Annotated in this window: 25 protein-coding genes; 19 read left to right on the top strand and 6 right to left on the bottom strand. The window is 59.0% G+C overall.

What is annotated here, in order from left to right:
- Positions 1-11 precede the first annotated feature (11 nt).
- On the bottom strand, positions 12-1193 hold the full coding sequence (locus AB4N82_RS09285) for an acyl-CoA dehydrogenase (RefSeq protein ID WP_003187423.1): 1182 nt from the start codon (positions 1191-1193) through the stop codon (positions 12-14).
- 156 nt (positions 1194-1349) lie between these two features.
- Here AB4N82_RS09285 and AB4N82_RS09290 point away from each other — a divergent pair, with 156 nt between their 5' ends.
- From AB4N82_RS09290 to AB4N82_RS09380, 19 genes are all read left to right on the top strand, one after another.
- The gene (locus tag AB4N82_RS09290; RefSeq protein ID WP_032885011.1) at positions 1350-2249 is read left to right on the top strand and encodes a LysR family transcriptional regulator; all 900 of its coding nucleotides are present in this window, start codon (positions 1350-1352) and stop codon (positions 2247-2249) included.
- Positions 2250-2701: 452 nt separating this feature from the next.
- On the top strand, positions 2702-3823 hold the full coding sequence (locus AB4N82_RS09295) for a Re/Si-specific NAD(P)(+) transhydrogenase subunit alpha (RefSeq protein ID WP_032885012.1): 1122 nt from the start codon (positions 2702-2704) through the stop codon (positions 3821-3823).
- A 15-nt stretch (positions 3824-3838) separates the two neighbouring features.
- On the top strand, positions 3839-4162 hold the full coding sequence (locus AB4N82_RS09300) for an NAD(P) transhydrogenase subunit alpha part 2 (protein ID WP_005783507.1): 324 nt from the start codon (positions 3839-3841) through the stop codon (positions 4160-4162).
- Entirely contained in the window at positions 4162-5598 is a 1437-nt protein-coding gene (locus AB4N82_RS09305; RefSeq protein ID WP_095185312.1) for an NAD(P)(+) transhydrogenase (Re/Si-specific) subunit beta, read from the top strand. Before AB4N82_RS09300 ends, AB4N82_RS09305 begins: the two co-directional genes overlap by 1 nt.
- A gap of 179 nt (positions 5599-5777) precedes the next feature.
- Positions 5778-7271: an acetyl-CoA hydrolase/transferase family protein gene (locus AB4N82_RS09310; RefSeq protein ID WP_099601843.1), complete on the top strand. Its 1494-nt coding sequence runs from the start codon at positions 5778-5780 to the stop codon at positions 7269-7271.
- Positions 7272-7589: 318 nt separating this feature from the next.
- Positions 7590-7805: a DUF1127 domain-containing protein gene (locus AB4N82_RS09315; protein ID WP_032885015.1), complete on the top strand. Its 216-nt coding sequence runs from the start codon at positions 7590-7592 to the stop codon at positions 7803-7805.
- A gap of 283 nt (positions 7806-8088) precedes the next feature.
- Positions 8089-8409: a DUF2388 domain-containing protein gene (locus AB4N82_RS09320; RefSeq protein WP_032885017.1), complete on the top strand. Its 321-nt coding sequence runs from the start codon at positions 8089-8091 to the stop codon at positions 8407-8409.
- Between the two features lie 105 nt (positions 8410-8514).
- Complete coding sequence (locus tag AB4N82_RS09325; RefSeq protein ID WP_032885019.1) at positions 8515-8823, top strand: DUF2388 domain-containing protein; 309 nt, start codon at positions 8515-8517, stop codon at positions 8821-8823.
- 39 nt (positions 8824-8862) lie between these two features.
- Positions 8863-9183, top strand: a complete 321-nt coding sequence (locus AB4N82_RS09330) for a DUF2388 domain-containing protein (protein ID WP_027608008.1) — start codon at positions 8863-8865, stop codon at positions 9181-9183.
- Positions 9180-11141, top strand: coding sequence for a DUF7844 domain-containing protein (locus tag AB4N82_RS09335; RefSeq protein WP_122764041.1), 1962 nt, complete (start codon positions 9180-9182; stop codon positions 11139-11141). Before AB4N82_RS09330 ends, AB4N82_RS09335 begins: the two co-directional genes overlap by 4 nt.
- Positions 11142-11520: 379 nt before the next feature.
- Complete coding sequence (locus AB4N82_RS09340) at positions 11521-12828, top strand: CitMHS family transporter (RefSeq protein WP_032885023.1); 1308 nt, start codon at positions 11521-11523, stop codon at positions 12826-12828.
- Between the two features lie 64 nt (positions 12829-12892).
- Positions 12893-13660, top strand: a complete 768-nt coding sequence (locus AB4N82_RS09345; protein ID WP_032885024.1) for a TerC family protein — start codon at positions 12893-12895, stop codon at positions 13658-13660.
- Between the two features lie 214 nt (positions 13661-13874).
- Positions 13875-15533 (top strand): Na/Pi cotransporter family protein, encoded by a 1659-nt coding sequence (locus AB4N82_RS09350; protein WP_095185309.1) that lies wholly within the window; start codon positions 13875-13877, stop codon positions 15531-15533.
- A 57-nt stretch (positions 15534-15590) separates the two neighbouring features.
- A complete protein-coding gene (locus AB4N82_RS09355) occupies positions 15591-16973 on the top strand; it encodes a M16 family metallopeptidase (RefSeq protein ID WP_095185308.1) in 1383 nt (460 codons plus the stop codon).
- Between the two features lie 72 nt (positions 16974-17045).
- A complete protein-coding gene (locus AB4N82_RS09360; RefSeq protein WP_032885028.1) occupies positions 17046-18077 on the top strand; it encodes a DUF5924 family protein in 1032 nt (343 codons plus the stop codon).
- Positions 18078-18132: 55 nt separating this feature from the next.
- Positions 18133-19281, top strand: coding sequence for an ABC transporter permease (locus tag AB4N82_RS09365; RefSeq protein ID WP_095185307.1), 1149 nt, complete (start codon positions 18133-18135; stop codon positions 19279-19281).
- Complete coding sequence (locus AB4N82_RS09370) at positions 19278-20081, top strand: ABC transporter ATP-binding protein (RefSeq protein WP_095185306.1); 804 nt, start codon at positions 19278-19280, stop codon at positions 20079-20081. Before AB4N82_RS09365 ends, AB4N82_RS09370 begins: the two co-directional genes overlap by 4 nt.
- A gap of 1 nt (position 20082) precedes the next feature.
- Positions 20083-21021, top strand: coding sequence for an MlaD family protein (locus AB4N82_RS09375; protein ID WP_032885033.1), 939 nt, complete (start codon positions 20083-20085; stop codon positions 21019-21021).
- Positions 21018-21629, top strand: coding sequence for an ABC-type transport auxiliary lipoprotein family protein (locus tag AB4N82_RS09380; protein ID WP_122764040.1), 612 nt, complete (start codon positions 21018-21020; stop codon positions 21627-21629). Before AB4N82_RS09375 ends, AB4N82_RS09380 begins: the two co-directional genes overlap by 4 nt.
- Positions 21630-21722: 93 nt before the next feature.
- Here the strand turns inward: AB4N82_RS09380 and AB4N82_RS09385 are convergent, their stop codons facing one another.
- The 5 genes from AB4N82_RS09385 to AB4N82_RS09405 form a co-directional block, all read right to left on the bottom strand.
- The gene (locus AB4N82_RS09385; protein WP_048721443.1) at positions 21723-22952 is read right to left on the bottom strand and encodes a nucleoside recognition domain-containing protein; all 1230 of its coding nucleotides are present in this window, start codon (positions 22950-22952) and stop codon (positions 21723-21725) included.
- Positions 22953-23049: 97 nt separating this feature from the next.
- Positions 23050-24381 carry a glutamate/aspartate:proton symporter GltP gene (gltP, locus tag AB4N82_RS09390; protein ID WP_032885038.1) on the bottom strand — a complete coding sequence of 444 codons (1332 nt, stop codon included), beginning with the start codon at positions 24379-24381 and terminating at the stop codon, positions 23050-23052.
- Positions 24382-25093: 712 nt separating this feature from the next.
- Complete coding sequence (locus AB4N82_RS09395; RefSeq protein ID WP_032885040.1) at positions 25094-25561, bottom strand: inhibitor of vertebrate lysozyme family protein; 468 nt, start codon at positions 25559-25561, stop codon at positions 25094-25096.
- A gap of 2 nt (positions 25562-25563) precedes the next feature.
- Positions 25564-25728 carry a DUF1328 domain-containing protein gene (locus tag AB4N82_RS09400; RefSeq protein ID WP_003170804.1) on the bottom strand — a complete coding sequence of 55 codons (165 nt, stop codon included), beginning with the start codon at positions 25726-25728 and terminating at the stop codon, positions 25564-25566.
- A gap of 85 nt (positions 25729-25813) precedes the next feature.
- The gene (locus tag AB4N82_RS09405; protein WP_122764048.1) at positions 25814-26113 is read right to left on the bottom strand and encodes a hypothetical protein; all 300 of its coding nucleotides are present in this window, start codon (positions 26111-26113) and stop codon (positions 25814-25816) included.
- Positions 26114-26334 lie beyond the last annotated feature (221 nt).

Genomic DNA, 26334 nt, shown 5'->3' on the forward strand with positions numbered 1-26334 from the left:
CCGCTCTCCTATTAATAGAACGCCTGAAGACCGGTTTGCGCGCGCCCCAGAATCAAGGCGTGAACGTCATGTGTGCCCTCATAGGTGTTAACCACTTCAAGATTCACCAAATGACGCGCCACCCCGAACTCGTCGGAAATCCCATTGCCACCCAACATGTCCCGCGCCATACGAGCGATATCCAAAGACTTGCCGCACGAGTTGCGCTTCATGATCGACGTAATCTCAACCGCAGCCGTTCCCTCATCCTTCATACGCCCCAGCCGCAAGCAACCTTGCAGCGCCAGAGTGATCTCGGTCTGCATATCCGCCAGTTTCTTCTGGATCAGTTGGGTAGCCGCCAATGGACGACCGAACTGCTGACGATCAAGCGTGTACTGGCGAGCGGTGTGCCAGCAGAACTCGGCAGCGCCCAACGCCCCCCAGGAGATGCCATAGCGCGCCGAGTTAAGGCAGGTGAAAGGACCTTTCAAGCCACGCACATCCGGGAAAATGTTCTCTTCCGGCACAAACACGTTGTCCATCACGATCTCACCAGTAATAGAGGCGCGAAGGCCGACCTTGCCGTGAATCGCTGGCGCACTCAGGCCCTTCCAGCCTTTCTCCAAGACAAAACCACGGATATCACCGGCGTCATCCTTACCCCACACCACAAACACGTCTGCAATCGGGCTATTGGTGATCCACATCTTGGCGCCCGTAAGGCTGTAGCCGCCGTCCACTTTGCGCGCACGCGTAATCATCGCGCCTGGATCAGAGCCGTGGTTAGGCTCGGTCAAACCAAAACAGCCAATCCATTCGCCGGAGGCCAGCTTGGGCAAGTACTTCTGCTTTTGCGCTTCGGTGCCGAACTCATTGATAGGCACCATTACCAATGACGACTGCACACTCATCATGGAACGGTAACCGGAGTCGACGCGCTCGACTTCACGCGCAATCAACCCGTAACTGACATAGTTCAAGCCACTGCCACCGTACTGCTCAGGAATCATCGCCCCCAGCAAGCCGGTTTCACCCATTTCACGGAAAATCGCCGGATCTGTTTTTTCATGGCGGAAGGCTTCGAGAACACGGGGCGCCAGCTTGTCCTGGGCAAATTGCTCAGCACTGTCACGCACCATGCGCTCTTCTTCGGTGAGCTGTTGATCCAGCAGTAGCGGATCGATCCAGTTAAAGCTTGCCTTGCCAGCCATGAATAAGTCCTCGCAAAGAAATCAGATGTCGTGGGGGGAGCCTAGGCCGAGCGAGCGAGGAGAGCAAACGAGGTTTCCGCATAGCCTTGTGCTAATTTCTCACTCCGTAACACTCAGAAACTGCGCAAGCGCGCTTTATATGTGAGTACAAGGTACATGCGCAGAAAAATACCCAGCACAACCGCCCTCGTCAGTTTTGAAGCGGCCGCACGCCACGAGAGCTTTACCAAGGCTGCGCACGAGCTCTCCATTACCCAGGGTGCCATTTGTCGGCAGATAGCCAGCCTTGAGGAGTTTTTGAGTGTCGAGCTATTTCGGCGATCACGGCGTGGGGTAAAGCTGACGGAAGCAGGTCTGTCCTACAGCCGCAGAGTGGCAACTCAGCTGGATGCCGTGGAACGCGACACCCTGTCAGTCATGGGCCAGCAGGGCGCCAACACTATCGAGTTGGCCGTAGTACCCACCTTTGGTACCCAATGGTTGATCCCTCGCCTCAAGGACTTTCAACGGCAGCACCCAGAGGTGACTGTAAATCTGACCAACCGCACACGCCCCTTTCTGTTCGCCGATACCGACTTCGACGCGGCGATCTACTTCGGCGACGCTGATTGGTCCGGCACCGAGTCCCACCGGCTGCTGGGAGAAAATCCCGTCCCCGTGTGCAGCCCGCGCCTTTTGGGTGACCGCAAGCGTTTCACGCCACAGGAGATCGGGGAACTGCCACTGCTTCAGCAGACCACCCGTCCGTATGCCTGGCGCCAATGGTTCAACGCTCAGCAGTTGAACGTCCCGCGCGACATGACAGGCCCGCGTTACGAGCTATTCTCGATGCTGTCCCAAGCAGCCATGCACGACATGGGCATTGCGCTGATCCCACCGTTCCTGATCCAGCGAGAACTGGACGAGCATCAACTGGTGATCGCCAACCCTGACGCGCTAACAAGCACCAAGGCTTATTACCTGATGATTCCTGACAGGAAAGTCGAATCAGCCTCATTGCAGGCGTTTCGGGACTGGCTCATTGACCAATCCCAGCGCTATAGCCCCAGCAATTAAAGGCCAAAGCCCTCATACTGACTTTGTAGTCAGTTAATTTTTGATCCTACAGATATACGTATATGTCGCATTTTCACAGACTGTATCTATCCATCAAAAATAGGGCTTAACACCATGATTTTAGTGGCTTGCAGCGACTCCAACAGGCCAATGCCCGACTATTCACATCAATCATGGGCAAACACCAAAAAATCACCTAGGGCCCTTTAATTACCTGTATTTAAAGAGGTTATTTCAGCATGTTGCGACAATCAGTCACAGGGTGACTTGTAGTTAATTTTTCGTCACCCGTCATAATCCCTTGAAGGCCGTAAAGTTCGCCTGCAAAATGCCGCGCCCCGCTGTCATTTCAGCGGGATCGTGCTGATCGGCCGCCCCAGTTGCGCCACTCGCGGTGCACTGGCCTTTTTACAAAAAGATCAAAAGCAAAAAGATCATGCAGGAGATTTGACGTGCACATTGGTGTTCCTCTCGAAACCCAGACCGGTGAAACGCGGGTGGCTGCCACCCCGGAAACCATCAAGAAGCTGATCGGCCAGGGCCATAAGGTCACTGTACAAAGCGGGGCTGGCCTGAAAGCCAGTGTCGTCGACAGTGCCTATGAAACGGCAGGCGCAACCATTGGCAGTGCCAACGATGCGTTCGGCGCCGAGCTGATCCTCAAGGTGGTAGCGCCCAGCGACAGCGAACTTACGCTGATCAAAAGCGGCACCGTGTTGGTGGGCATGCTCAATCCGTTCAGCAACGAAACCATTGCCAAGCTGGCGGAGAAGGGCATCACCGCTTTCGCTCTTGAAGCCGCGCCACGCACTTCACGGGCACAGAGCCTCGACGTGTTGTCGTCTCAGGCCAACATCGCGGGCTATAAAGCCGTACTGCTGGCTGCTCATCACTATCCGCGCTTCATGCCGATGCTGATGACCGCCGCCGGCACCGTCAAAGCCGCGCGCGTGCTGATCCTCGGCGCCGGTGTTGCTGGTCTGCAGGCGATTGCCACGGCGAAACGCCTGGGCGCAGTGATCGAAGCGTCTGACGTGCGCCCGGCCGTCAAAGAGCAAATTGAATCCCTCGGCGCCAAGTTCGTCGACGTGCCCTACGAGACTGACGAAGAACGCGAATGCGCCGTCGGCGTCGGTGGTTACGCACGCCCGATGCCAACCAGTTGGATGCAGCGCCAGGCCCTGGCCGTGCACGAGCGCGCCAAGCAAGCCGATATCGTCATCACCACCGCACTGATTCCCGGGCGTAAAGCACCCACACTGCTCAGCGCCGAGACCGTCGCGCAGATGAAGCCTGGCTCGGTGGTCATCGACCTCGCCGCCGCCCAAGGTGGCAACTGCCCGCTCACCGTGGCTGACGAAACCGTTGTGGAAAACGGCGTGATCATCTGTGGCCCGACGAATCTCGCCGGTGCTGTCGCCGCCGACGCGTCAGCCTTGTACGCGCGCAACCTGCTGGACTTCCTGAAGCTGGTCTTCAACAAGGAAGGGCAGTTTGAACTCAACCTCGAAGACGACATAGTCGCCGCGTGCCTGATGTGCCGCGACGGCCAAGTCATCCGCAAAAACGCCTAAGCAGGGATTCAGACGATGGAAGAGCTTATCTCCCCCGGTATCTACAACCTGATCATCTTTGTGCTGGCGATTTATGTCGGTTACCACGTGGTCTGGAACGTTACCCCCGCGCTGCACACGCCATTGATGGCGGTAACCAACGCCATTTCCGCGATTGTGATCGTCGGCGCCATGCTGGCCGCCGCCCTCACAGTGACGCCATTGGGCAAGACCATGGGCACGCTGGCGGTCGCTTTGGCGGCAGTCAATGTGTTCGGCGGCTTCCTGGTGACTCGTAGGATGCTTGAGATGTTCAAGAAGAAAGCGCCCAAAGCTGTGAAAGAAGAGGTGCAGAAGTAATGAGCATGAATCTGGTAACGACGCTCTACCTGATCGCGTCGATCTGCTTTATCCAGGCCCTTAAGGGCCTGTCGCACCCGACCACATCGCGACGCGGCAACCTGTTCGGCATGCTTGGCATGGCGCTGGCGGTGCTCACCACTGTGGGCCTCATCTATAAGCTGGGCGCTGAGCTCGCCACCGCCGGTATCGGCTACGTAATCGTCGGCCTGTTGGTCGGTGGTACCGCCGGCTCGATCATGGCCAAGCGCGTAGAGATGACCAAGATGCCGGAGCTGGTTGCCTTCATGCACAGCATGATCGGCCTGGCTGCGGTGTTTATCGCTATCGCAGCAGTGGTTGAGCCGCAATCGTTGGGCATCGTTAAGCACCTGGGCGATTCAATCCCTGCCGGTAACCGCCTGGAACTGTTCCTCGGCGCTGCTATCGGTGCAATCACCTTCTCGGGTTCGGTGATCGCCTTCGGCAAACTGTCGGGCAAGTACAAGTTCCGCCTGTTTCAGGGCGCACCGGTACAGTTCGGCGGTCAGCACAAACTGAACCTGGTGCTGGGCCTGCTGACCCTCGGCCTAGGCCTGGCCTTTATGTTCACCGGCAACCTCACCGCCTTCGCGCTGATGCTGGCCCTGGCCTTCGTGCTGGGCGTGCTGATCATCATCCCAATCGGCGGCGCCGACATGCCGGTCGTCGTGTCGATGCTCAACAGCTACTCCGGCTGGGCAGCGGCGGGTATCGGTTTCTCGCTGAACAACTCGATGCTGATCATCGCCGGCTCCCTGGTGGGCTCCAGCGGCGCGATCCTGTCGTACATCATGTGCAAGGCGATGAACCGTTCCTTCTTTAATGTACTGCTCGGCGGTTTCGGCAATGCGCCGGATGCCGGTGCTGCGGCAGGCTCGAAAGAAGCGCGCCCGGTGAAGTCCGGCTCGGCCGACGACGCAACCTTCCTGCTGACCAACGCCGACACCGTGATCATCGTTCCAGGCTACGGCTTAGCGGTGGCACGTGCGCAACACGCGCTGAAGGAACTGACCGAGAAGCTGACTCACCGCGGCGTGACCGTGAAGTACGCAATCCACCCGGTAGCGGGGCGCATGCCTGGGCATATGAACGTCCTGCTGGCCGAGGCGGAAGTGCCTTACGATCAAGTGTTCGAAATGGAAGACATCAACTCGGAATTCGGCCAGGCCGACGTAGTCCTCGTGCTGGGCGCAAACGACGTGGTCAACCCGGCCGCGAAGAACGATCCGAACTCGCCAATTGCAGGGATGCCGATTCTGGAAGCCTTCAAGGCCAAAACCATCATCGTCAACAAGCGCTCGATGGCCAGCGGTTATGCCGGTTTGGATAACGAGTTGTTCTACTTGGACAAGACCATGATGGTCTTCGGTGACGCGAAGAAGGTCATCGAAGACATGGTCAAAGCCGTCGAGTAACACTGCTTCAGCGCAATACTCAAAACCCCGGCCTGCGATAGGCTGGGGTTTTTTATTACCGCATGAAACCCGACCAAAGGCTCTAAAACACTACTCGGCATTCGACCATGGTAGCGGGCCGAAACTTTTTGAAATCACTACACTGCCCACCTTGCTTCCGTAGCCTGAGATAACAATTCATGTACCGTGATCGTATCCGCTTGCCTTCGTTGTTGAACAAGGTCATGAGCGCGGCAGACGCCGCCGCACTGATCGAGGACGGCATGACCGTCGGCATGAGTGGCTTCACCCGAGCCGGTGAAGCCAAGGCCGTCCCCCACGCCCTGGCCGAACGCGCCAAGACGTCCCCGCTGAAAATCACCCTAATGACCGGTGCCAGCCTGGGTAATGACCTGGACAAGCAACTGACCGAAGCTGGCGTGCTGTCACGACGCATGCCGTTTCAAGTCGATAGCACGCTGCGCAAGGCAATCAATGCCGGCGAAGTAATGTTTATCGACCAGCATCTGTCGGAAACCGTCGAGCAACTGCGCAACAACCAGCTCAAGCTGCCAGACATTGCTGTGATCGAAGCCGTGGCGATCACCGAACAAGGGCATATCGTGCCCACCACCTCCGTGGGTAACTCGGCCAGCTTCGCGATTTTCGCCAAGCAGGTGATCATCGAGATCAACCTGGCACACAACCCGAATCTCGAAGGGTTGCACGACATCTATATCCCAACCTACCGCCCGACTCGCACGCCGATCCCGCTGGTAAAGGTCGATGACCGCATCGGCAGCACCGCGATTCCCATCCCGCCGGAAAAGATTGTCGCCATTGTCATCACCAACCAGGCGGACTCAGCTTCTACTGTTACACCTCCTGACAGTGACACCCAAGGGATCGCCAATCACTTGATTCACTTCCTCAAACAGGAAGTGGATGCCGGTCGCATGACCAACAAGCTCGGCCCCCTGCAGGCGGGTATCGGAAACATCGCCAACGCGGTGATGTGCGGATTGATCGATTCGCCGTTCGAAGACCTGACGATGTATTCCGAAGTGCTGCAGGACTCGACTTTCGACCTGATCGACGCCGGCAAGCTGAGCTTCGCGTCGGGCAGCTCGATCACGCTGTCGGAACGGCGCAACGCCGATGTGTTCGGCAATCTGGAGCACTACAAGGACAAGCTGGTGCTGCGCCCGCAGGAAATCTCCAACCACCCCGAAGTGGTGCGTCGCCTGGGCATTATCGGCATCAACACGGCGCTGGAGTTCGACATCTACGGCAACGTCAACTCCACCCACGTCTGCGGCACGCGGATGATGAACGGCATTGGTGGCTCAGGCGATTTCGCGCGTAACGCGCACTTGGCGATCTTCGTAACCAAGTCAATTGCCAAGGGTGGCGCGATTTCCAGCGTGGTGCCGATGGTCAGTCATGTGGACCATACCGAGCATGATGTCGACATCCTTGTCACCGAAGTCGGCCTCGCTGACCTGCGCGGCCTGGCGCCACGGGAGCGCGCACGGGTGATCATCGACAACTGTGTGCACCCGGCGTACCGCGATGCGCTGAACAATTACTTCAATGCGGCCTGCGCCATCGGCGGACACACCCCACACATCCTGCGAGAAGCACTGAGTTGGCACATTAACCTGGAAGAAACCGGGCATATGCTCAAGGCTTGATGGATACAGATCCGGGCTGATGCAAACACACCTTCATCAGCTCGGCTTCCTGATCGTCACTTCTTAATAAAACTGTACTGCTGTACTGGTCTTTTCCGACAGAAAAATCTTACGCATATCCCCATAACTACCAATTTCGCACCATTAAAGTGCAGACAAGTACAGTTGCCCCATTTTCGTACCGTACAGCACCTATAAACAGTTAACTGGCCCCTCACAATACAGGTGAACTGTATCTAGAGAGTCTTGCGCCGGAGGAGGATCATTGGCATCAGTTAAACCACTACCTAATGCCGCCATAAGCGGAAGGATGTCATCATGGAACGTACACTCAGTTCCGAACTGTTCTTCGAAGAAAAAGCTGTAAACACCCAGGCTTCCATGCCTTTGCGCGTTCTGGCCAACCTGATGTTGTGGCAGCGCCGCATCTCCAGCCGCCACCAACTGGCTCGTCTGGATTCGCGTCTGCTGGCTGACGCCGGTATCAGCGAAGCTCAACGCTACGAAGAGCTGAGCAAGCCGTTCTGGCGCTAATTAGCGCTCGCTGGCCCTGACCCACCGGGTCCACTGCCAGCACTGATTTGTCAAAACAAAGCCCGCCCCGGGAGACCGGAGGCGGGCTTTGTTGTTTTAGGCGCGTGCGTTTCCAGTCATGCATTTAGAGGAACAGGTACAGTTTCATCAATCAATAATGTAATAGGTACAGTTTTCAGAACTGCACAAAACCTATCCGAACTGATAAGCCGCGGCCTAATATCCAATCAACATTCGGCGAGTCTCTGCGCCACCTTTATTGCTCATTTATAGGAGTCACCCCATGTCCCGTCTTCGCCTGCTCAGCGCCGCCGCCCTGTTGGTCCTGGCTGCAAACGCCAATGCCTCCAGCTTTATAGTGACCACCGACTCCATCGTCGGCGCATTGAAGGCCACTTCAGACGCCACCTCCGATGCCACTTCGTCCCTTCGCGATAACAAAGTCGTGCGTGCCGCCCGAGACGACGCTGCCAGCTTTGTCGCCAGCGAAGGAGCCATTCGTGGTGTGAAGCTGGAAAGCGCCTTGGCCCAGATCCGCCAACAAGCACCACAACTGAATACCGCGACTGACGCACAGCTGGCTCAAGCCATCCTGGCTATCTGATCGCACCTGATATGAGCGAGCGCCAGTTGCTCTTGAATGCCTCGGCGCTGGCTCTCGCCGGGGCATTGCGCTAGCCTTGGCGCTCGTTTTCAGTTGTCGAGTCCCATGGCTTTTTCATACCGCCTGTTAATTGTCCCTGTCGTGTTTTTCGCTGGCTGGTCGCCACTGGCTTCGGCCTTTGACCTGACCATCCAGAGCACCGTTGCGAGCGCGTATGCCACCAGCAAGGTGACCTCCGCACCGTTCGACCGCAAAGTAGTAGTGGCCGCTCAGGATGACGCCGCCGCGTTCATCGCCACTGACGGCCAATGGCGTGGAGCGCGGCTGGAATCGGCACTGGATTACCTGCGCCGGAACCAACCAAAACTTCATGCAAGCGACCTTGAACTGGCGCAGGCAATTCTCGTCCAATAATCATCTTTGTGTTTCCATCTTTGTATTCGGAGTTCTTCCATGCGTAGCCCGTTGATCGCCGCCACCCTTGGCCTGCTGTTGTTGGCCGACGTTGCCCAGGCGCATACCCTGGTGGCCACCAGTAACATCATTGTCCGCGCCTCCGGCCGCACCATTGATTTCACCTCGGACACCACCACCTCCATCCGCGACTCCAAAGTCGTGCGCGAAGCTCACGACGACGCCGCCAGTTTCGTCGCCACCAATGGCGAAATCCGAGGCGCACAGTTAGAAGCCGCCTTCGATACTCTGCGCACCCGCCTGCCGGAAGCCCGCGACGCCAGCGACCAGACCCTCGCCGAAGCCATCCTCGCTCTGTGAGGCGCCTCGCTGCCTGGCTCCTGGCCGGGACTGTGCTGCTGTGTGCCAGCCCAGCCCAGGCCAGCCTGCAACTGCGGCTCAAGACAGAAGGCTTGAGCCCGGCCGAACAGCAGGCCAGCCAGGCATTGCTCGATGAAGCGATGCGCTCACTGCCGCCGCGCTTTATCGAGCAGTTGGACCGACGCATCGATGTCGGCTGGACCGACAAGATGCCCGAAAATGCCTATGGTCAGGCCTCGTTGGTGTCCGAACTGGACCTCAACCGCAATCTGCTCGCTCCCCTGACCGATGGCAGCGCCGCCACCCAGAAAACCAATCGCCCCCACGGCACCGTGCGCCGGGAAATGCTCGCCACCGTGCTGCATGAATTGACCCATATCTATGACCGTGCGCGCCTGTGGTCCAAGGACGAGCGCGCGCTGATCCAGCGCTGCAGCCGCCAGAACAGCATCACCGGCCTGATCGGCCTGCCCGATCAATGCCGTGGCCAGAATGAACGCCGTTTCACCCTCAGCGATGACCCGCGGCTGCTGGACCTCGCCGGCTGGCCGCAGTATGTCGGCCGGCGCGGTGAGCGCGAGCAGCACAACCGCCAAATCGTGCGCAGCCCAGACATCTACGAAACCAGCAGCCCGCTGGAGTTCGTCGCGGTCAACATGGAGTACTTCCTCCTCGATCCAAGCTACGCCTGCCGACGCCCCGCACTGTTCCGCTATTACCAGCAACACTTCGGCTGGGCACCGCCTGAACAGGATGCCTGCGCCAAGGCCTACCCGTTCCTCAATGCGGGCAACGACTTTGCAAAGACGCCGTTGGGCCACGTGGACCCGGAGCGGGTCTATGAAATCGACTATCTGCTGGCCGAAGCCAACCAGAACCTGGTCAGCCGCTGGGGCCACAGCATGTTGCGCCTGGTGATCTGCGCACCGGGCCGTCCCCGCGGACCAGATTGCCGGCTGGACCTGGACCAGCATCTGGTCTTGTCCTACCGCGCGTTCGTCGGTGACGTACAACTGTCGAGTTGGGATGGCCTGGTGGGCAAGTACCCGTCACGCCTGTTTGTGCTTCCGTTGGCCCAGGTGATCGACGAATACACCAAGACCGAGCTGCGCGGCCTGGCTTCCGTGCCGTTGAGACTGTCACGACAAGAGATCAACGACACCGTCGAACACGCTGCAGAGATGCACTGGAGCTACGACGGAAACTACTTCTTCCTGTCCAATAACTGCGCGGTCGAAAGCCTGAAGCTGTTACGCAGCGGCAGCGCCAACCCGCAACTCACCGGCCTGGACAACATCACCCCCAACGGCCTGCTTGAAGTGCTACAAGCCCGCGGCCTGGCCGATACCAGCGTGCTGAATGACAAACGTGAAGCCCTGCGACTGGGCTATCACTTTGACTCGTTCCGCGAGCGTTATCAGGCGATGTTCGATGTGCTGCGCAAACACCTGCCGATCAAACAGACCCAGGTTGAAGATTGGCTATCGCTCAGCGCAGCGCAACGGCGCCCATGGTTCGACCAGGCCGATCTGCGCACCAGCGCCGCGTTGTTGCTGCTGGAACAGGCAAGCTTTCGCAAGCAGCTGATGCTGGCTCAGGATGAGGTCAAACAGCGCTATCTCGGTGCCCGCGAGCTGAAAAACGGCGGCATGGAAAAAGCCAACGCCACGCTGCAACAGATCCTCGCCAACAGTGGGTTCCTCAGCAGGCCAGCAGAATTGCTCGGCAGCGGCGGCTACGGCCTGCCACAACCGTCGGAAGCCAAACGCCTGGAATCGGAAAGCGCCGAACGCCAGAAACAGCTGCAATCGCTGACCGGCGAGCTGGATAAAGAGGTGAGGGCGCTGCTGGACCCTGCTCGCGCCTCAGAAATCGCCGCATGCGAAGCCAACCTCAAGCAGGTGGGCGAACACCTGCGCAAACTGCACAAAGCAGCGGGCGGCCTTGAGCTGCCCTGAAGCAGCCGAAGTAAACACATATCAAATGTGGGAGGGGGCTTGCTCCCGATGGCGGTGGGTCAGCTTGCACATGCAGTGACTGACACTCTGCTATCGGGAGCAAGCCCCCTCCCACATTTTCACCTGTGCCCCCTTGAAGACCGTGCGTCTTTTCCATATCACCTGTTTAGCCAGCGAAAGCTGGCTGAAAGCTTTCACGTCTAGGATCGCCCCCACTGCCGGCAAAAGACCGGCTGTTTACAACAACAATGGTGATTCCCGATGTCCGTCCGTACCCGCCTGTTCGCCCCAACTCCCCCCGTACGCCTCGTGCCTTTCGTTCTGCGCTGACCCATCCCGGTTCGCCATTCCCTAGCCGCGCTACGCCTGGAGTATTCCTATGCTGACTTTCCTTGGCTTTGCCATGGTCATCACGTTCATGTTCCTGATCATGACCAAGCGCCTGTCTGCGCTGATCGCCCTGATCATCGTGCCAATCCTGTTCGCGCTGTTCGGCGGTTTCGCACCGAAGATCGGCCCGATGATGCTCGAAGGCATCACCAAGCTCGCGCCAACCGGCGTGATGCTGATGTTCGCCATCCTCTACTTCGCCTTGATGATCGACTCCGGCCTGTTCGACCCGGCCGTGCGCAAGATCCTCAAGATGGTCAAAGGCGACCCGCTGAAGGTTTCAGTCGGCACCGCAGTACTGGCCCTGGTGGTGTCCCTGGACGGTGACGGCGCCACCACCTACATGATCTGCGTGGCCGCCATGCTGCCGCTGTACAAGCGCATCGGCATGAGCCCGCGGATCATGGCCGGCTTGATCATTCTCGCCGGTGGCGTGATGAATATGACCCCTTGGGGTGGCCCGACCGCCCGCGCCGCCAGTGCGCTGCATGTGGACCCTTCGGATATTTTCGTACCGATGATTCCGGCCATGGCCGCCGGCGTCGTCGCTATCCTCGCGATCGCCTATATGTACGGTAAGCGCGAACGTGCTCGCCTGGGCGAACTGCACCTGCAGGGCGACGAGATCGACCATAGCGAAATCAGCGTGTCGCAATTTCCAGACGCCCGCCGTCCGAAGCTGATCTGGTTCAACGGCGCACTGACCCTGGCCCTGATGTGCACACTGATCGCCGGCCTGTTGCCGCTGCCGGTGCTGTTCATGGTGGCGTTCAGTATCGCGATGATCGTGAACTACCCGTGCCTGCAGCAGCAGAAAGACCGCGTCGCCGCCCATGCTGGCAGCGTACTGGCGGTGGTAGGGCTGATCTTCGCCGCGGGTATTTTTACCGGCATCCTGTCGGGCACCGGCATGGTCGATGCCATGTCCAAGAGCCTGCTGGCGGTCATCCCTGACGCCTTGGGCCCGTACCTGGCCGTTATCACCGCACTGGTGAGCATGCCGTTCACCTTCTTCATGTCCAACGATGCGTTCTACTACGGCGTACTGCCAGTACTGGCCGAAGCCGCCAGCCACTACGGCATCACCGCAGTGGAAATGGCCCGCGCCTCCATCGTTGGCCAACCGGTGCACTTGCTCAGCCCGCTGGTACCGTCGACCTACTTGCTGGTCGCCCTGGCCGGTATCGAATTTGGCGATCATCAGCGCTTCACCCTGAAGTGGGCAGTGCTGGTGTGCCTGTGCATAATGTTCGCCGCATTGCTGATGGGGATTTTTCCGCTGTTCAGCACTCTATAATCGTACAACCCAGCTGCGCCGGCCCTACGCCGGTGCGGTCTAACACACGCTCAAAGGAATACACATGGAATGGCTGACCAATCCGGAAATCTGGATTGCCTTCTTCACCCTGACGGCCCTAGAGATCGTCCTGGGCATCGATAACATCATCATGATTTCGATCCTGGTCAGCCGCATGCCTAAGCATATGCAGGCTCGCACCCGGATATTCGGCCTGGCGCTGGCCATGGTCACGCGCATCCTGTTGCTGCTGTCGATCACCTGGGTCATGCAACTGACTGCCGACCTGTTTGTGGTGTTTGGCCAAGGCATTTCCGGTCGCGATCTGATTCTGTTCTTCGGTGGCCTGTTCCTGCTGTGGAAAAGCTCCCAAGAGATGTACCACGCACTGGAAGGTGAAGACGAAACCCAGGACGAGCCGAAAGGCGCCGGTGGCAAGTTCATCTACACCATCATCCAGATCGCGATCATCGACATCGTGTTCTCCCTGGACTCGGTGATCACCGCCGTCGGCATGGTCTCCCACGTACCGGTCATGGTTGCCGCGATTGTGGTTGCCGTATTGGTGATGATGCTGGCTGCCGGCACCATCAGCGATTTCATCGACAAGCACCCGTCGCTGAAAATGCTGGCGCTGTCGTTCCTGCTGGTGGTGGGTACAGTGCTGATCGCCGAATCCTTCGACGTGCATGTGCCTAAAGGCTATGTCTACTTCGCCATGGCATTCTCGCTGGCGGTAGAAGCGGTGAACATTAAGATGCGCACCGCCATCGCGAAAAAGAAGAAACAGCAGGATCCTGTGAAACTGCGTAAGGACATCCCGGGTCAATAACCCGAGCCAGTCGTAAAAAACGGGGCGCTTGCGTCCCGTTTTTTTTCATCCGCAAAAAGCTGATTTCATGACAGTTTTGTTTCAATCCCCACTTTAGCTATGCGATGCTGGCGCCGAGCCCATTCGCCAACTACAGCTTAAGTACAAGACGTAGAGCGGCACGCGGCAACTTTCCTTCGCTCCTGTTGGAGCACACCTACACGGGGGGCCGAGCATGCTGACCTTGCTCAATCTGCTTTCCGCCGTGACCCTACTTATCTGGGGCACGCACATCGTCCGTACCGGGATCCTGCGGGTCTACGGTTCTAACTTGCGTCAAGTCATCGGGCATAACATGTCCAAACGCTGGCTTGCGTTTGTCGCCGGCATCCTGGTGACAGCCATGGTGCAGAGCAGCAACGCCACGGCCATGCTGGTGACCTCATTTGTGGGCCAGGGCCTGATGGGCCTGATGCCCGCACTGGCGACTATGCTCGGCGCCGACGTCGGTACCGCGCTGATGGCGCGGGTGCTGACCTTTGACTTGTCCTGGCTGTCGCCGCTGTTGATCTTTCTCGGCGTTATTTTCTTTCTGTCGCGCAAACAGACGCGGGCAGGGCAGTTGGGGCGAGTAGGAATAGGCCTCGGTCTGATCATCCTCGCGCTGCAATTGATCGTGGAAGCCGCCGGCCCGATTACCCACGCCCAGGGCGTGAAAGTGCTGTTCGCCTCGCTGACCGGCGACATTTTGCTCGACGCACTGGTCGGCGCCTTGTTTGCGATGATTTCCTACTCCAGCCTGGCCGCCGTATTGCTGACCGCCACCCTCGCCGGCGCCGGGGTGATCGGCTTGCACGTGGCCATCGGCCTGGTGATCGGCGCCAACATCGGCAGCGGCGTGCTGGCCTTCCTCAGCACTAGCATGCAGAACGCCGCCGGGCGCCAAGTGGCCCTGGGCAGTCTGTTGTACAAACTGATTGGCCTGCTGCTGATCATCCCGGTGCTCGACCCGCTGGTACTGTGGATGGACGGCCTGGACTACAACACCCAAGGCATGGTCATCACCTTCCACCTGCTCTACAACGTCAGTCGCTGCCTGATCCTGCTGCCGACCATCGGCCCAATGGCGCGCCTCTGCGCGTGGTTGCTGCCCGAGCGAGAAGAGGCCAACGGCAAGGCCAAACCCCGTCATCTTGACCCCACGGCCCTCACCACGCCCAGCTTGGCACTGGCCAATGCAGCCCGCGAAACCCTGCGCCTGGGCGACCTGATCGACAACATGCTCACCGCCATGCAAGAAGTACTGCGCGGCAAGCAAACTGCGATCACCCAGGAGATGCGCAGCCTCAGTGATGACGTCGAAGCGCTCTACAGCGCAATCAAGCTCTACCTGGCGCAAATGCCCCGCGAAGACCTGAGCGAACAGGACAGTCGCCGCTGGGCCGAGATCATCGAACTGTCGATCAACCTGAAGCTCGCCGGCGACCTGATAGAACGCATGCTGCGTAAAGTCCAGCAGCAGAAAACCTCTCAGCGCCGCCAGTTTTCCGAAGTAGGCCTGGAAGAACTCACCGGCCTGCACAGCCAGTTGATAGCCAACCTGCGACTCGGCCTTTCGGTATTCCTCAGCGCCGACCCGGAAAGCGCACGCCAATTGCTACGCGAAAAGCGCCGCTTTCGCGCCCAGGAGCGCCGCTTGGCCCACGCCCATGTGAGCCGTCTGCAACGCAAAATCGTACAGAGCCTGGAGACCAGTTCCCTGCACCTGGAGCTGATTGCCGACATGAAACGCCTCAATTCGTTGTTTTGTAGCAGTGCGTATGTAGTGTTGGAAACGTCCGACACAGGCGCGCTCTCGGCCGAAGATATTGCCGACATCACGCATTCGCCCTGAACGTACGATGGCCCGTGAAGTCAGTTAGAGCTGACCTCACTCGCCAGGAAGCCAGTTATGCGTCGCCTGTTATTCGCCTGCCTGCTTATGGGTTCTGCCCACGCTTTTGCCTTTGACCGCCTGCAAGTCGAGGGCTACACCTTGCCCAACGGCCTGCAATTGCTACTCAAGCCGGGCACCGAACGTGGGCACGTGGCGATCCGTTTGGTGGTCGGTGTGGGCCTGGATGACTTCGGCTGTGAGGAAAAGGAGTTGCCGCACTTGCTCGAACACTTGCTGTTCAGTGGCATCGACGGCGGCGGCGAAGGCGACCTCGAAGAGCGCATGCAGGCCCTGGGCGGCGAGTGGAACGCCTACACCAGCAATGCCGACACCACCTTCGTAATTGAGGCTCCCGCGAAAAACCAGCGCAAGGTGCTCGACCTGTTACTGGCAATCATCACCCGCACTGAGTTGACCGACGCCAATATCAATGCGGCCAAACAAGTAGTAGAGCGCGAAGACGGCGGCCATTACTCGCACCTGCAACGCCTGCTGGACCGTCAGGACCTGGGCCACACCGCCAGCAATCAACTGGCCGTCGAGTTGGGCCTCAAATGCGCCGAACGCGCCGAGGTCGAGCAACTGACCCGCGACCAGTTGCAGACACTGCGCAAGAATTGGTACGCCCCCAACAACATGACCCTGATCGTCGTCGGCGAACTCGACAAACTGCTGCCGGCCTACCTGGAACGCACCTACGGCGAACTCGACCCGGTAGACCCCACCGAGCACAGGCCCCTGCCGGAAATCCAGCACACCGCCAACAGCCACCGCGAACTGATCCACGGCTGGGTAGGCAACAGCGCCAAACTGCACTGGCTGTTCCCAGAACCGGTATTGGACGACCAGCACGATGAAACCTACGACCTGCTCAAGGACTACCTCGACTGGGCGCTGTACCGTCAACTGCGCCTCAAGCACGGTTTGTCCTACGGCCCCTGGAGCGAACGCGAAGTGCTCGGCGGCGTCGGTTTCCTCAGCCTGAATGCCGACCTTGAGCGAGAAAACCTCCCTGAGGCCGAACAGGTACTGCACGACCTCACCGCGCAGTTGCTCAAAGACGGCCTCGACCCGGCCACCTTCGCCCGCCTGCAACAGGCCGCCATCGCTCGGCAAGCCTGGGCCGTGCAGGGAAATAGCGCGTTGGCCGACTACTATTGGGCGGCATTGGCCGACTACGACAAAGGCCGCTTCAGCGACCCGGTCAAACGCATCAAGGCCGTCAACTTGGATCAGGCGAACCAAGCCATGCGCCAGGTACTCAAGCAGCCTGGCTACTGGCGCATCGAAAAACCGCTGTTAAGTTACGACATGCTCAATTGGATCGGCGCCGGCGTGCTCGGCCTGATCGCCATTGTGTTGATCGGCGTGCGGCTTTATCGCAAACGGATCACGTAATCGGGCACCGAACGCCGGGCTAAGACGTTATTCTGTCTGGGATTTTTTCCTACAAAGACTGCGAACCACCGAATGCAAAACGTAACCCGTTTAATCACCCGCATCCTCGAACTGATGAAGCGCTACCCAGGGGTGATTGCACTCGGCGGCTTCATCTCGGGTGTGTGCAGTTTCATTCTGGTGGACCGTCAGCAGGGCATGGCCAGTTGGATCGCGGTCATCATGCTGGTGAGCTGGTTGTGGCTGATGCTGGAGAACAGCTTTACCCAGCTGTTCACCAAGGTGTTCAAGCGGGAAATTCCCGAACCCCTGCTGCGCTACGCCACCCAGATGATCCACCAGGAAAGTCTGTTCTTCGTGCTGCCGTTCTTTTTCATCACCACGGCGTGGAACAGTGGCCAATCGATATTCACCGGCCTACTCGGCGCAGCGGCACTGGTGTCGATCATCGACCCGCTGTACTACAAATGGCTGGCGCCCAAGCGCTCGCTGTTCCTGGCGCTGCACACACTGACGCTGTTCGCCGCGCTGCTCACCGCGCTGCCGATCATCCTGCACCTGACCACCGCCGAGAGTTACAAGCTCGCCCTCGGCGTAGCCATGGCGTTGTCGATCCCGAGCCTGGCAGTGAGCATGCCGCTGCGCAGCCTCAAGGGCTGGGCGATGCTGCTGGGGGTGACCGCCGCGATTGGTTGCGCAGGCTGGTTCCTACGCAGCTGGGTACCGCCGGCCACGCTGTGGATGACCGAAGTGGCCATCAGCACCCAGCTGCAAGACCGCACGCCAGGCGATGACCTCAAGGAAGTGACCGTCGCTCAACTGCGCAGCAGCGGGCTGTATGCCTATACCGCAATCAACGCGCCACGCGGGCTGAATGAGCGGATCTACCACGTGTGGAAATTCAACGGCAAAGAGGTCGACCGCATTGCCCTGGACATCCACGGCGGGCGCAAGGAAGGCTATCGCGCCTGGACCCACAAACAGAACTTCCCGCCCGATTCGGCGGGCCGCTGGCAAGTTCAAGTGCTGACCGAAGACGGGCAGGTGATCGGCGTGCTGCGCTTCAAAGTGACTGACGCAGCACAAACGGACAACCCGAAGTAGGCTGTATCGTGCTATTACGTAGGAATTGTGGATAGCCAATACAAGCTCGGAGCTTATGACCAGTAGTCCCACGGCCGGCGCAGCCCACCTCGATACCTCCACCGCCCCTCCGTTACTGCGGATTACGGGGGACTGGACGCTGGCCCACTACGCAAACCTAAAGAAGCTGTCGGACAAACTCGACGGCCAATACGACGCCGGCGCACGCATAGACCTCAATGGGCTCGGCGCCCTGGATACCGCCGGCGCCTCGCTGCTGGTGGAACTGCTTGGGCCAACCCGTATCGAGCAATCCGCCGAGCAGACCGATTGCAGCCTGTCCGCTGCCGACCGCGCGTTGCTCAAGACCGTCTACCGCTCACTCAACGATTTTTGCGTACCGGAAAAAGCACCGGAAGAGGCTGCCGGTATCCAGGTGTTGGCACGCATCGGGCGGGCGGTGGATACCGTCTGGCAGGACAGCAAGCAATTATTGGGTTTTGTCGGCCTGATCCTCGAAACCTTTGCCCGTGGCATTTTCCGCCCCAAGCGCTGGCGCCTGACGCCGATGGTTGCCCATCTCGAACAGGTCGGCCTCGATGCTGCGCCTATCGTGGCGTTGCTGACCTTTCTAGTCGGTGCCGTGGTGGCGTTTCTTGGCGCCACGGTACTCAAAAGCTTCGGCGCGACAATTTTTACGGTGGACCTGGTGGCGTTCTCCTTCCTGCGGGAATTCGGCGTGTTGCTCACTGCGATCCTGATCGCCGGCCGCACCGCTAGTGCGTTTACCGCGCAGATCGGTTCGATGAAGGCCAACGAAGAAATCGACGCCATCCGCACACTGGGCCTGGATCCGATGGAGTTGCTGGTACTGCCCCGCGTACTCGCGCTGCTGGTCGCGCTGCCGATGCTGACCTTTCTGGCGATGCTCTCGGGGATCGTCGGCGGCGGTGTGGTGTGTGCCGTGGCGCTGGATATTTCCCCGGCGATGTTCCTCTCGCTACTGCAATCGGACATTGGCGTGCAGCACTTTTTGGTGGGCATGGTGAAAGCACCGATCTTCGCCTTTTTGATCGCAGCCATTGGCTGCCTGGAAGGCTTCAAGGTCAGCGGCAGTGCCGAATCGGTCGGCGCCCACACCACCTCCAGCGTGGTGCAATCGATCTTTGTGGTGATCGTGCTGGATGCGGTTGCCGCGCTGTTCTTCATGGAGATGGGCTGGTGAGTCGTCTACACCGTTCGCCCACCGAGGCGGTGATTGAAGTGCGTGGCCTGTGCAATCGCTTTGGCAGCCAGAGCGTGCACGAGAATCTCGACCTGGATTTGTACAAGGGCGAAATCCTTGCGGTGGTCGGCGGCTCCGGCAGTGGCAAGTCGGTGCTGTTGCGCAGCATCGTCGGCCTGCGCCGCCCCAGCGAGGGCGAAGTGCGGGTGTTCGGCAAGAATCTGCCGAGCCTGCCGGAGCATGAGCGTTCGCTGGTAGAGCGGCGCTTCGGCGTGCTGTTCCAGAAGGGCGCGCTGTTTTCCTCGCTGACCGTGACCGAGAACGTCGCGCTGCCACTGATCGAGCACGCAGGCCTCAGCCGCCGAGACGCCGAGCACTTGGCGGCCGTCAAACTCGCCCTCGCTGGGCTGCCGCTGTCGGCCGCCGACAAATACCCCGCGTCGCTCTCCGGTGGCATGATCAAGCGCGCCGCACTGGCCCGGGCCCTGGCGCTGGACCCGGACATCCTGTTCCTCGACGAGCCCACCGCCGGCCTCGACCCGATTGGCGCGGCGCAATTCGACCAACTGATCCTGACCCTGCGCGACGCGCTGGGCCTGAGCGTGTTCCTGGTCACCCATGACTTGGACACGCTGTACACCATCACCGACCGCGTGGCGGTGCTGGCGCAGAAGAAAGTGCTGGTGGCGGACGCCATCGATATCGTCTCGGAAACGGACGACGCCTGGATTCACGAATACTTCCACGGCCCCCGGGGCCGCGCGGCATTGGATGCCGCTCAACCGCTCAACGAGGTATGACATGGAAACCCGAGCCCATCATGTGATGATCGGTCTGTTCAGCGTGATCGTGGTGGTCGGCGCGATGCTGTTTGGCCTGTGGCTGGCCAAATCCAGCGTCGACAGCGCCTTCCAGGATTACGAAGTGATCTTCAACGAGGCGGTCAGCGGCTTGTCTCAAGGCAGCTCGGTGCAATACAGCGGGATCAAGGTGGGCGACGTGATCAGCCTGAGCCTGGACCCCAACGACCCGCGCCGCGTACTCGCGCGTATCCGCCTGGCCGGGCAGACGCCGATCAAGGAAGACACCCAAGCCAAACTCGCGCTGACCGGCATCACGGGCACGTCGATCATCCAACTCAGCGGCGGGACACCTCAAAGTGCGGTGCTCAAGGGCAAGGATGGCAACCTGCCGCAGATCATCGCCTCGCCATCACCCATCGCGCGGCTGCTGAACAACAGCAATGACCTGATGACCGGCATCAACCTGCTGCTGCACAACGCCAACGAGATGTTCTCCTCGGATAACGTCGAGCGACTGAGCAAGACCCTGGATAACCTGCAACAAACCACTGGCGCCATTGCCGACCAACGCGGCGATATCAAGGTGGTGATGCAACAACTGATGCAAGTCAGCAAACAAGCCACCGCTGCTCTGGAGCAGACCACGGTGCTGATGCGTAACGCTAACGGGTTGCTCAACGATCAAGGCAAACAGGCGTTCGGCAGCGCCGAACAGGCGATGAAATCCCTGGAGCAAAGCACCGCCACCATCAATACCTTGCTGACCAATAACAAAGACTCGGTGAACAGTGGCATGCAGGGCCTCAACGAACTGGCACCGGCGGTGCGCGAACTGCGCGAAACACTCGGTTCGCTGCGCGCCATCTCCCGCCGCCTGGAAGCCAACCCCAGCGGTTACCTGCTGGGCAGCGATAAGAACAAGGAGTTCACGCCATGAAGCGTGCTTATCAAATGATCGCTCCTGTGGCGCTGGCACTGGTGAGCGCATGCTCGATCCTGCCTAAAGCCGACCCGTCGGACGTCTACCGCCTGGCCTCCGCCCAGACGACGACTCAAGGCATCCCGGTAGGTTGGTCGCTACGCCTGACCAAGCCACAAACCAGCGAGTTCCTCGACAGCCCACGCATCGCCGTGGTGCCCAATGGCGACCTGATCAGCAGCTACGCCAACTCGCGCTGGAGCGATCCCGCGCCGGTGCTGTTGCGTAATCGCCTGCTGGACGGCTTCCAGCGTGACGGTCGGGTGACACTGCTGAGCACCGACGACACCAATCTGCAGGCCGACTATGAGCTGGGCGGGCAGTTGCAGGCGTTTCAGAGTGAGTACCGGGGCAGTGCGGTGGAGGTGGTGATCCGCCTCGACGCACGCCTGGTGCGTGGCAGTGATCAGCGGATTATTGCCAGCCGGCGGTTTGAAGTGCACCAAGCGGTGAGCGATACCAAGGTGCCGGCGGTGGTGGCCGGGTTTGGAGTGGCCGGGGATGAGTTGAGCAGGCAGGTGGTGGAGTGGGTTGTTCAGCAGGGCAACGGTGTTGCGAAACGCTGAGGGCCTCATCGGGGGCAAGCCCCCTCCCACATTTTGAATGTGTTCACAGATCAACATGTAGGAGGGGGCTTGCTCCCGATAGCGATCCGAGCCTCAGCCAAAGAACCAGTAGCACACCGCAATCGCCGCCACGACACCCGCAAACTCAGCCAGCAACGCACAGCCCACGGCATGCCGCGCCCGCTGAATGCCCACCGAGCCGAAGTACACCGCCAACACATAAAAGGTGGTTTCCGTACTGCCCTGGATCGTCGCCGCCACCAGAGCCGGGAAGCTGTCCACACCTTGAGTCTGCATGGTCTCGATCAACATCGCCCGCGCAGCGCTGCCGGAGAATGGCTTGACCATCGCCGTGGGCAATGCATCGACAAAGCGCGTGTCCATGCCGGTCCAAGCGACCAGATGGCGAATCCCCTCAAGGCCAAAGTCCAAGGCCCCGGAGGCGCGCAAAACACCCACGGCACAGAGCATCGCAACCAAGTAAGGCAACAGGTTCTTGGCCACGTCGAAGCCTTCTTTGGCCCCTTCGACAAACGCCTCGTACACCTTCACCTTGCGCAACGCGCCGATCACCAGGAATAGCATGATCAATCCAAACAACGTGAGGTTGCCGAGGATCGACGACAAACCGGCCAGCGCCGTGGCAGATAGCGTGGCCAATAACGCCATAAAGCCGCCCAGCACCAACGCACCCGGAATCAGGTAAGCCAGCACCACCGGATCCCACAGCCGCAGACGCTGCATCACCGCCACCGACAGCAGGCCCACCAGAGTAGAAGCGCTGGTGGCCAACAGGATCGGCAGGAACACCAACGTCGGGTCGGCGGCGCCTTGCTGGGCGCGGTACATGAAGATGGTCACTGGCAGCAGTGTCAGAGACGAGGCGTTGAGCACCAGGAACAGAATCTGTGCATTACTCGCCGTGTTGGGGATGGGGTTGAGCTCCTGCAACGCCTTCATGGCCTTTAGGCCTATGGGAGTGGCCGCGTTATCCAGGCCCAGGCCGTTAGCGGCGAAGTTGAGGGTGATCAGACCGATGGCAGGGTGGCCGGCCGGCACTTCCGGCATCAGCCGGCGAAACAGCGGGCCAAGGGCCTTGGCCAGCCAATCGACGATCCCGGCTTTCTCGGCGATACGCAGAAAGCCCAGCCACAGGGTCAGGGTGCCGAACAGCAGCACCATCACTTCCACCGACAATTTGGCCATGGCGAAAATGCTTTCCACCATCGCCGCAAAAATCCCGGCGTTACCCCCCACCAGCCATTGCGCCAGTGCTGACACCATCGCCACGACAAAGAAGCCAAGCCACAGGCCATTGAGCATCAGTTAAATCCCCCGAAAGATGGGGCGAATGATAGCGGGGCTGGCAGAAACGACAAACCCCGGATTTACCGGGGTTTGTCTTAGAGCCGTCGGACTATCAGCCGCGAGTGGCTTGGGCAGTCGGCAGGGCTTGCTTGGTGCGCCAGTGCGGCAGCGAATTCCAGTAGCGCTCGCCTTTGGCGTCGTCGTACATGCCTTCCCAACGGGAGATGACCAATACCGCCAGGGCATTACCGATCACGTTGAGGGCGGTACGCGCCATGTCCATGATGCGGTCCACACCGGCGATGAACGCCAGGCCTTCCAGCGGGATCCCGACGCTGCCCAAGGTGGCCAGCAGCACCACGAAGGACACGCCCGGCACGCCGGCGATGCCTTTGGAGGTGACCATCAGAGTCAGCACCAGCATCAGTTGCTGACCGATCGACAGGTCAATGCCATACAGCTGGGCGATAAAGATTGCCGCGATGCTCTGGTACAAGGTCGAACCGTCGAGGTTGAACGAGTAACCGGTCGGCACCACGAAGCTGCAGATAGCCTTTGGCGCGCCATAAGCTTCCATCTTCTCGATCACGCGCGGCAGCACGGTTTCGGAACTGGCGGTGGAGTAAGCCAGTACCAGCTCATCTTTGAAGATGCGGATCAGCTTGAGAATCGAGAAGCCGAACAGGCGGGCGATCAGGCCCAGTACTGCAAAAGCGAAGAACAGGATGGCGACGTAAACCAGGATCACCAGCTTGGCCAGCGGCAGCAAGGAGGCAAAGCCAAAGTTAGCGACAGTCACTGCGATCAGTGCGAATACGCCGATCGGGGCGTACTTCATGATCATGTGGGTGACTTTGAACATGCTCTCGGACACGCCTTGGAACATGGTCACAAGCGGCTCACGCAGCTCAGGCTTGAGGCTCGACAGACCCAGGCCGAACAGCACTGAGAAGAAAATGATCGGCAGCATCTCGCCACGGGCAACAGCGGCGAAGATGTTCGACGGGATCAGGTTGAGGATGGTCTCGATAAACGCATGCTCATGCTGCACCTCGGCGGCGGTCGCCTGGTATTTGGAGATATCCACCGTACCGAGGGTACTCATGTCGATGCCCGCGCCCGGATGGAACAGGTTGGCCAGCAACAGGCCGACCACAATGGCGATGGTGGTAACGACTTCGAAGTAAAGGATGGTTTTGACGCCGATACGACCGAGCTTTTTCGCGTCACCGACACCGGCAATGCCGACGATCAACGAGGAAATCACAATCGGGATCACGATCATCTTGATCAGGCGGATAAAGATATCGCCCGCTGGCTGCAGCACGTTGCTGATCCACCAGGCCTTTTCAGCACTGAAATGGTTGAGCACTGCGCCGATTGCGATCCCCAGCACCAAACCGATGAGGATCTGCCAGGCGAGGCTTAGCTTTGCCTTCTTCATGTCATTACCCTTACTTCAAGTGAACTTAAGGCAAATGCGCCAGCTGGACCGCTCGAAAGCGAAAAAGTGTGTGCATCTGCCTCCATGAAAGGTCACCGCAGCGTGGCCGAAATGGCTTACTGGCAGGCGAAAAAAGGCGCAACTATTCCGATGCAAGGGAGCGACGTCTAATGCCGTAAACGCCTACCCTATGCCGAATCGGCATGACTTTTTTTCATAATAACTGTCCGAACGGTCAGTTCATATGCGACATATTGTCAGGTGAATATGCCGTGAACCGGCCAATTCAGGCTCGCGCAGAGATTCTGCACGTGTTTGGTGCGTTGGCAGAAATGCCTGGGAATCACGCGGCATTGCGTCAGAAATGTCCTATAGCGTCGACAAAACTTTCTCGATAGATGGTCGTCCCGACACACCAAGTAATGGTTGGGAACAAGCAAAAAGAAAATTCGCAGCTATGGGCGGCATAAAAGGCAGGGATGAAAGTCATAAGCCCGCCGCAAGTTCAGCAAGCAGGGGGCTTGTGAACTTGCGTCGCAGCTTTTCGCCTGACCCGGCCCTTGCGCAGGCACTCCCTGTACCCGTAGGTCACGCCGATCCCATTTGATCAGAGCAACCCAGCCCCTTGGTCATGCACCGCTCTTGGCGAGCGGTGCAAACAGAAAGAAGCAAGGGTGCTTCTTTCTATGGACGCTGGCCCCGTAGCCGGGACCTAGTACCAATTCGGATCTTTCTTCAGCTGCTCCATCAGCAGCTTCTGCATGCCTTCATCCGGCTTACCGATAAAACGGTAATCGGCATGGCGTGTTGGGGATTTATCTGCCGGCAAACCGGCGGGCACTTCCACCAACATGGCGTAGGCATCTTCCTTGTCGAAGCTGAAGGCGACGATCAGGCGCTTGTTCTTGCACGTGTCTGCAGTTTCGCAAAGCGGCCCGACCAAGTACTTGTCACCATCTTCTTCCACGGCGTTCATCTGCTCGGCTGTGCCTGACAGGTTCATCACCCATTCCGGCAAGCGCTCTTCTTTTTTCACCACGTCTTGCCAAGTCTCGCGGTACTGCGGGTCCGCGGTCAGCAATTGGTTGGCCCGGGATTGGCCGTCATTGGCGGCCATCGCCAGGCCGCTGCCGCCCAAGAGCAGGGCGACAGCCATGGTTTTAAAGCACAGAGTGGTCATATTCAGCCTCGGCCGCGACGACCAAAGAAGAACGAAGCAATGAACATCACCAGGAAGACTACGAACAGGATCTTAGCGATCCCAGTGGCGGTGCCCGCGATACCACCAAAGCCCAGAACTGCAGCCACAATGGCGATGATCAGAAATGTGATTGCCCAACTCAACATGGTGATTCTCCTTACGCTTCGATAGAGGTAACAGCGGTAGTGCCGTGCCGTACGGCCGCCCTACACAAGCGGCCGCTTTTATTGCCTAAAACACCCAACGTTCTTGGGTTGGCAGCTCGCCCAGGGTGGAATCCTGCTCGGCCACTCTCAATTGCGGTGCAGTTACATCAGCAGAAGCAGCACCGACGGTACGGCTGCCAATGGAACTGAAATGTGTCTGCGTCATCGCCGGACGTTCGAAATGCGGGGTTTGCTGCCGACTCTGCTGCCAATGTTGCATCTGCTGGCCTGCTATCAGCGTGACCATTACGGCCAAGCTGGCAAACATGCCTTGCTGTAAGCGCAGTGGCGATACACACAATTGGCTGAGGATTTGGCGAGTCATGCTGATGTTCTCCCGCATTTTGATTATTCGTTGAGAGAGGTATTGCAGCGTGCATGCCAGCTTTTTTACAAAATAAAACCCAATAAAATCAGTAGCTTATGCATTAAAGACACAATGGCAGTGCAGCATCCTGCACGATCGCCCTTTATAGGCCGTGCGAAATGCACGACGGTCAGTGGTCGGATCAAAGGATCGAAAGCGATGGAGTAGTTGCCGAAGTG

It is taken from the genome of Pseudomonas sp. H1_D04, assembly GCF_054683855.1.

Bases quoted from the DNA above. Each gene is read 5' to 3' on its own strand.
- AB4N82_RS09285 (WP_003187423.1), bottom strand. From the start codon at position 1,193: ATGGCTGGCAAGGCAAGCTTTAACTGGATCGATCCGCTACTGCTGGAT.
- AB4N82_RS09290 (WP_032885011.1), top strand. From the start codon at position 1,350: ATGCGCAGAAAAATACCCAGCACAACCGCCCTCGTCAGTTTTGAAGCG.
- AB4N82_RS09300 (WP_005783507.1), top strand. From the start codon at position 3,839: ATGGAAGAGCTTATCTCCCCCGGTATCTACAACCTGATCATCTTTGTG.
- AB4N82_RS09305 (WP_095185312.1), top strand. From the start codon at position 4,162: ATGAGCATGAATCTGGTAACGACGCTCTACCTGATCGCGTCGATCTGC.
- AB4N82_RS09310 (WP_099601843.1), top strand. From the start codon at position 5,778: ATGTACCGTGATCGTATCCGCTTGCCTTCGTTGTTGAACAAGGTCATG.
- AB4N82_RS09315 (WP_032885015.1), top strand. From the start codon at position 7,590: ATGGAACGTACACTCAGTTCCGAACTGTTCTTCGAAGAAAAAGCTGTA.
- AB4N82_RS09320 (WP_032885017.1), top strand. From the start codon at position 8,089: ATGTCCCGTCTTCGCCTGCTCAGCGCCGCCGCCCTGTTGGTCCTGGCT.
- AB4N82_RS09325 (WP_032885019.1), top strand. From the start codon at position 8,515: ATGGCTTTTTCATACCGCCTGTTAATTGTCCCTGTCGTGTTTTTCGCT.
- AB4N82_RS09330 (WP_027608008.1), top strand. From the start codon at position 8,863: ATGCGTAGCCCGTTGATCGCCGCCACCCTTGGCCTGCTGTTGTTGGCC.
- AB4N82_RS09340 (WP_032885023.1), top strand. From the start codon at position 11,521: ATGCTGACTTTCCTTGGCTTTGCCATGGTCATCACGTTCATGTTCCTG.
- AB4N82_RS09345 (WP_032885024.1), top strand. From the start codon at position 12,893: ATGGAATGGCTGACCAATCCGGAAATCTGGATTGCCTTCTTCACCCTG.
- AB4N82_RS09350 (WP_095185309.1), top strand. From the start codon at position 13,875: ATGCTGACCTTGCTCAATCTGCTTTCCGCCGTGACCCTACTTATCTGG.
- AB4N82_RS09355 (WP_095185308.1), top strand. From the start codon at position 15,591: ATGCGTCGCCTGTTATTCGCCTGCCTGCTTATGGGTTCTGCCCACGCT.
- AB4N82_RS09360 (WP_032885028.1), top strand. From the start codon at position 17,046: ATGCAAAACGTAACCCGTTTAATCACCCGCATCCTCGAACTGATGAAG.
- AB4N82_RS09365 (WP_095185307.1), top strand. From the start codon at position 18,133: ATGACCAGTAGTCCCACGGCCGGCGCAGCCCACCTCGATACCTCCACC.
- AB4N82_RS09375 (WP_032885033.1), top strand. From the start codon at position 20,083: ATGGAAACCCGAGCCCATCATGTGATGATCGGTCTGTTCAGCGTGATC.
- AB4N82_RS09380 (WP_122764040.1), top strand. From the start codon at position 21,018: ATGAAGCGTGCTTATCAAATGATCGCTCCTGTGGCGCTGGCACTGGTG.
- AB4N82_RS09385 (WP_048721443.1), bottom strand. From the start codon at position 22,952: ATGCTCAATGGCCTGTGGCTTGGCTTCTTTGTCGTGGCGATGGTGTCA.
- gltP (WP_032885038.1), bottom strand. From the start codon at position 24,381: ATGAAGAAGGCAAAGCTAAGCCTCGCCTGGCAGATCCTCATCGGTTTG.
- AB4N82_RS09395 (WP_032885040.1), bottom strand. From the start codon at position 25,561: ATGACCACTCTGTGCTTTAAAACCATGGCTGTCGCCCTGCTCTTGGGC.
- AB4N82_RS09400 (WP_003170804.1), bottom strand. From the start codon at position 25,728: ATGTTGAGTTGGGCAATCACATTTCTGATCATCGCCATTGTGGCTGCA.
- AB4N82_RS09405 (WP_122764048.1), bottom strand. From the start codon at position 26,113: ATGACTCGCCAAATCCTCAGCCAATTGTGTGTATCGCCACTGCGCTTA.